The organism is Enterobacteriaceae endosymbiont of Donacia versicolorea (assembly GCF_012570965.1).
GTDB lineage: Bacteria > Pseudomonadota > Gammaproteobacteria > Enterobacterales > Enterobacteriaceae.
Map to the genome: position 1 here is coordinate 1 of NZ_CP046215.1, position 6568 is coordinate 6568.

The 6568-nt window shown below is 19.7% G+C and carries 4 protein-coding genes; 2 read left to right on the forward strand and 2 right to left on the reverse strand.

Annotated features, from left to right (window positions below; translation table 11 throughout):
* Together GJT89_RS02245 and GJT89_RS02225 are read left to right on the forward strand one after the other, a co-directional pair.
* The gene (locus GJT89_RS02245) at positions 1-2916 is read left to right on the forward strand and encodes an inverse autotransporter beta domain-containing protein (RefSeq protein ID WP_211080463.1); all 2916 of its coding nucleotides are present in this window, start codon (positions 1-3) and stop codon (positions 2914-2916) included.
* 54 nt (positions 2917-2970) lie between these two features.
* The gene (locus GJT89_RS02225) at positions 2971-4284 is read left to right on the forward strand and encodes a glycoside hydrolase family 28 protein (protein WP_168894923.1); all 1314 of its coding nucleotides are present in this window, start codon (positions 2971-2973) and stop codon (positions 4282-4284) included.
* 24 nt (positions 4285-4308) lie between these two features.
* On the opposite strand, the gene GJT89_RS02230 is transcribed toward GJT89_RS02225, so the two are convergent.
* Together GJT89_RS02230 and trfA are read right to left on the reverse strand one after the other, a co-directional pair.
* Positions 4309-4998, reverse strand: coding sequence for a prephenate dehydratase domain-containing protein (locus GJT89_RS02230; protein ID WP_168894924.1), 690 nt, complete (start codon positions 4996-4998; stop codon positions 4309-4311).
* Positions 4999-5059: 61 nt separating this feature from the next.
* Entirely contained in the window at positions 5060-5878 is an 819-nt protein-coding gene (gene trfA / locus GJT89_RS02235; RefSeq protein ID WP_168894925.1) for a plasmid replication initiator TrfA, read from the reverse strand.
* Positions 5879-6568: the final 690 nt, after the last annotated feature.

A 6568-nucleotide genomic window follows, 5' to 3' on the forward strand; every position in this document is an offset into this window, starting at 1 on the left:
ATGAATAAAATAAATAAACAAAAAATAATATTTTTTAAAATGTCTCAAAAAGTATTAAAATTTTTTATTCTAATATTTTTCTTTTTAACGAATATCAATTACACAAATGCTTTTTTTACTGATAATAAAAAAAGTACTTACATAAGATGTTCTAATAACAAAAAAGAAAAATACTGTATTCCAAATACATATTATTTAAATAAAATAAATAAAATTCTAGTTAAATTTATTAATGAAAAAATTATTTTTTATATAAAATTAAAAATATACTCACCATTAATAATAAATAAAAGATTTAAAAAATTAATTTTTCAAATAAAATTACAGGAAAATATAAAAAATAAAGACATTATATTCAATAAGTTTTTAAGTAAAAACGAAATTATATGGTATAATTTAAAAAAAAGTTATAATAGAAACAGTTATTCTCCTAAATATCTTTCTGATTTATTTTTGCATACAAAAAAAAATGAAAATAGTTCAAAAGATAATGACTTTCAAAAAAGTTTATTTGATTTTTTATTATTAGCAAAAAATTTATTTTTAGATAGATATTCGAATAATAGAAAAAATTTAATGGAAGATGTTAAGTTAATTTTTATAGATAAAATTAATACGGAACTAAATAAAAAAATTCAGTCAAATATCAGTAAGATATTTGATCTTTTACAAATAAATGGTAAAAGCTCTATTATTTTAAATTTAGATGAAAATTTAAATCTAAATAATTCTGAGATGGATATTTTAATTCCAATTATAGAAAATGAAGATATTATTTTTTTTGTACAAAATAATATACATAAAACAGATAATAGAATTCAAAATAATTTAGGTTTCGGAATAAGAAAATTATCATTTGATAATGAACATATGATTGGTTTAAATACTTTTTTTGATTATGATTTTACATTGGCAAATTCAAGATTTGGTTTAGGTGCAGAGTATTGGAAAGAATTTATAAAATTAAGTATTAATGGTTACTACGGACTTAGTAAATGGTGGCATTTAGATTTTTTAAAAAAAAAAGAAAATTTAAATGATATAAATGATGATGAATTTTACGAAAGACCAGCTACAGGTTGGAATATTGAAGGAGAGGGATATTTTCCTCAAATACCAGAAATAAAATTTAAATTATCATATGAAAAATATTACGGTAATATAGGATTTAAAAAAAATGATAATGAATATGAAAACGAAAAATTATATTCTCCTTCACTGTTTTCGTTTCATATAAATTATCATCCTATTCCTTTACTAAATTTTTATTTACAAAAAACAAAAAGTTTTTCAGGAAAAAGCAATACTATATTTGGTATGCAACTAAGTTTAAAATTTAATTGTTCTTTTCATGATCAAATAAACACAGAATTTCCTAATGTTTTTTCATCAGTAGATGATCATAGATATGATTTTGTAAATAGAAATAATGATATTATTTTAGAATATAGAAAAAAATTTTTAATTAAATTATTTGCTAAAAAAGAAATAACTGGTTATCCAGGTAGTAAAATTTTTTTAGATGTTCAAGTAAAAGCTGTAAATAAAGTAAAAAATTTACATTTTAACATTAATAATAATTTTTTACAAAACGGAGGTTTTATCGTTGAATCCTCTACTAAAAATAGGTATATAATTAGTTTACCTAATTATGATTTCAAAAATAATAATAAAAATTTTTATAAATTAAGAATTATAGCTTCAGATATTGAAGGTAATAAGGATGTTATTTATATTAATATTTATGTTTTTGCCCCTCTTTTAAACAAAAATTTTTCTACTTTAACTATTTTTCCTGAAAAAGTATTGGTTAAATCAGAAAAATCTAGAATTATTCTAGAAGCTAGGGATATAAATAATAAAGTATTATCTAATATAGATAATATTTCTTTTTTTGTCGAAAAATCTAGTTTTGCTGATAAACATAATGTACACATAAGTAAAGTTATTGAAAATCCTAAAGGGACTTATTATGCAGATGTCATGAGTTTTTCTCCAGGAAAAGTATTTTTAAAAGTAAAAATTGGTGATATGATTAATCAAGAATTAAGTAAAAAAATTAATTTTATATTACCTTCTGTTGATAATATGGTAATTTCTGTAACAAATTATAATAATAAAATATTAGAAAGTAATGTTATTGTTTCTCAATCAGATATACCTTTAAATTTTTTAATAACAGTTTATGATAAACATGGAAAAAGATTTAAATTTTCTAAAATTGAAATCCATAATATTATGGCTAAAGATAGACAAGGTAATCTTAGAAAAGATAGTGGTAAATTAAATATTGAAGACGTTACAAATAAAAAATCTTTTTCTGGTGATAATTTTTCATCTATAACTGATAAAAATGGTAATTTAAAGTTAATGATATCAGATCCTTTTGGTATTGGGGTATGTACTACAATTAATATTGTAGCAAATAAATATGTTACTAAAAAAATGAATTTAATTTTTACAGTACAAACTAGTCCTAATACTATTCATGCACAAATGTATGGACATATGGTGGATTATATATGGTTACATGGAATCAAATATGAAAGACCAAATTTAATGTCAGAACGTACTGGAGATCAAGTATATCATTATTTAAATGAAGATTGGGCTAAGTTTACATGGGATAATGCTAATGAATATTGTAAATCTATAAATCATTTTTTACCTTCTAGTGAAGAATTAGCTAGTTTTAATGGTCTTCATGCAGGTGAAGATTTACTTAGTAATTACGGATGGCCTATTATTCAACGTTATAGTCGTGTTTGGACTAAAACTTCTATAGTAGATAGATATTTCCCAGAATTATTACGTTATTACATAGATTTTAAAGACGGACATATTGAAAAAGCTATTCCTAGTAATATTTTTACTGTATTTTGTATAATAAAAAGAAAAGATTATTATATAAATTAATATTTTTTTGATTAAAGATAATTTTTATAAAAAAAAATATTATATAATATTTATATGTTAAATAATTATGAATTAAATAAAATGAAAATTTTATTTTATAAAAAAATACAAAATATTTTTTTTAAAGTTATATTTATAATTACAATTACTATTTTAAGTGTTAAAAATTTTGTTTACGCAAAAGATAAACGTTCAGTTACAGAACCAATTGTACCTAAAATATGTAAAATATTAATAGCAAATGATCAGAGTCGTACTACTGATATACAAGAAGCTATTTTATATTGTGCAAAAAAACATGAAATTGTAAGTTTAATTTCTTCTAATAAAGGAAATAATAATTTTTTTTCAGGACCAATCATTATCCCTTCTTATGGAGGTTTATATATAGATAAAAAAGTAATTTTATCAGCTATTAATGATCCTAATTTATATGATAAAGGTAATAAAACTTGTGGTTTATTAGATAATTTAGGAAATGGATGTAAACCATTTATAACATTAAATGGTGAAAATAGCGGATTATATGGTTTTGGTTATATTGATGGACAAGGGGGTATTTTATTAAAAAATAAAAAATATACTTGGTGGCAATTAGCGACTAATGCAAAATTACATAAAAAAAAACAAAATATACCTCATTTAATTGATATAAATTCTGGATATAATATTACTATATATAAATTAAATTTAATTAATTCTCCTAATTTTCATATTGTTTCTCACAAAACAAATGGATTAACTATTTGGGGTATAAATATAAATACACCTAATGATGCACGTAATACTGATGGTATAGATCCATCTTCATCACAAAACATAACAATCACACATACTAATATTAGTACTGGTGATGATAATATTGCAATTAAATCAGGTGGTAATGAAGGAATTTCATCAAAAAATATAACTATTATAAATAATAATTTTAGTTATGGACATGGTATGTCTATAGGTAGTGAAACAATTAATGGAGTAAATGATATTTTAATAAAAAATTTATCTTTAACTAATACAACTAATGGTATAAGGATAAAGAGTAACCTTATTAAAGGAGGATTAGTTACAGACATTAATTATGAAAATATTTGTATGATTAATGTTAAAAATCCTATAGTTTTAAAAACTAATTATGTAAATATCATAAAAAATAATAAAGAGCCTCAATTTAAAAATATTTTTTTTAAAAATATTAAAATATTAACACCAGGAACTTTAACATTTGATGGTTTAGATGAAAAAAATATTATTGAAGTATTTTTTAATGATTTTCATATAAAGGAAGGATCTTTATGGATAAAGAATAATGTTATTATTCATGGTAATATTGATAATATTATTAATGAAAAAAATTGTCTATTATATTAATTAATTTGTTTTTATTAAAAATAATCAAATTTTTTTTAAAATTAAAAAATTAGTTTGATTATTTGTTTTATTAGATATATTTTTTTTTAATATATTTAAATTATATAAATTTGCTGCCATTTCGTTTCCTATAGCAGCAAATTTATATGATGATTTTTTTTTTATAAGATTCATAGCATAAGAGGAACTGGAGCAATGTTTAATAATCCATTTAGGATATTTCTTTATAAAAAAGCTACATTGCAGAAATGATTGAGGATGACTAAAAATTTTTTTAATGTTTTGAGTAGAAATATTTTTTTTATAAGTTATTAAACAGTGTTTAATTGGAAACTTTAAATTCTTTTTTATGTATAAAAAAGAATTATTCTTTTCTAATAACATTGATACTTCTTTTATAAATCCTGTGTAATTATTATATATTGGAACTATAGCTAGATTTACAATATTATTTCTAATGTGTAGAAAAATTTCTGAAAAATTTTTACAACTTATATTAATAATTGTTTTTTTATAAAAATAATTATTAATATAAGCTAAAGTAGCTAAATGAGAATAACTACCTAAAGGACCTAAAAAAGCAATGCTTATTAAATCTTTTACTTTTTTTTGAATTTTATTTTTTCTTAAAAAATTAATATTTTGATTAATAATTGTATTACATTTTGATTTTTTATTTAAAAATTTAGAATTTAAATAAATATTTTTTTCCATTTTATAATATATGTAGAAGAAATTTCATTCATACTAACATAAATAAAAAAAAATTAAATTATTATTTTTTTATAATATGAACAATATCATTTTTATCTATCCAACATTTCCATTTCGTGGCTAAAGATACATCATATAAAGATTTTTTTAAAATTTGTCTAAATTTCCATAATAAAGAAGTATTACTACCACATAATTTTTTTAAAGTATTAACTTTATAATATAAAGGAATATTATGTGAACAAAAAAAACAATGTATCCATTGAGACAATGGTCTTCCTTTTAATTTTTTTCGTTCCTTTAAAGAAATTGCTGTCCACATAGAATCTGTAAAAAAAGCAATAATATTTTTATTTAGTAAAATTATATTTTTCTTAGTTTTATTATCTCTATACCATTCATGCAATAAATGACCTATATAGAAATAATTTTTATATTTTACTTCTATACTACAGATAGATAATCTTATTAAAGATGATTTTAACCATTCATAATCTTTTTTTCCTGTTTTTCTATCGATTGATTTTAAAAATGAATAAGTAGAAAAAATTACTCTTTTACCCAAAGGAACTTTAGTAAGTCTATATAAACATTCCAACCAAACGTCTAAATCAGATTGATCTAAACTTTCTCCTGTAAAACGTATATCAAATCCATTTAAGGATGTTTTTAAAACATTTCTTTCATATTTTCTATAACCTTTTCTTATTACACCAAATAAAGAACTTCTTAACATAATGTTAGGAATAACTCTCTTATTTTTTGATATTTTAATAAAAAAAGAGTTTTTATTATTTTTAATGTTTAAGTTAGAACAATTATTTTTTTTATTGTTATTAGTTAATAATTTAATTCTCTCATTAATCGATTTTTTGTGCATGAAAATGTTTAAAAAGATCATAATACATAATAATAAAATAATTTATTACTTTTTATATTTAAAAAATTATATTATTTTTCATTTAGAAAATAATATAGTAATATTACTAAAGTAAAAAAAAATTCTACTTTTGATACTATTTCTTAGTATAAATTCTCCTAAAAAGCAATTTATTTTGTTTATAAAAAATAATTATTTCTAAATATTCTTTAAATTAAATAAATAATGGATCAGAAATTATTTTAATATAAAATGAAAAGTAGAATTAATTATATTATATATTTTTCCCCTAATGTCAAGTTATTTATATCAAGTAATTTTGAAATAAAAAAACGGGATATTAAGTAGCAAAAAACGGGATATTAAGTAGCAAAAAACGGGATATTAAGTAGCAAAAAACGGGATATTAAGTAGTGTTGCTGTATATATTGTTTTGAATTAATAAAATAAATAAAAGGTCTTTATAATCTTTTATAATCTTTTATAATCTTTTATAGTCTTTTACAGTTTTGTTTTTATATTGTTCTGTGATTTTTCGTAATTACTTCTTATAATTTAAAAAAAACTTGAAAAAAAAATTAAATATGATAATATTATTAGCATATAAATGAAATAGTAGAATTAACAATTAAGGTAATCTTTATTAGAATTAGAATTTAGAAATTTTTTATTTTAATAAAAATATACGAT

Coding starts and splice junctions, on each gene's coding strand:
- GJT89_RS02245 (WP_211080463.1), top strand. CDS start 1: ATGAATAAAATAAATAAACAAAAAATAATATTTTTTAAAATGTCTCAA.
- GJT89_RS02225 (WP_168894923.1), top strand. CDS start 2,971: ATGTTAAATAATTATGAATTAAATAAAATGAAAATTTTATTTTATAAA.
- GJT89_RS02230 (WP_168894924.1), bottom strand. CDS start 4,998: ATGGAAAAAAATATTTATTTAAATTCTAAATTTTTAAATAAAAAATCA.
- trfA (WP_168894925.1), bottom strand. CDS start 5,878: ATGCACAAAAAATCGATTAATGAGAGAATTAAATTATTAACTAATAAC.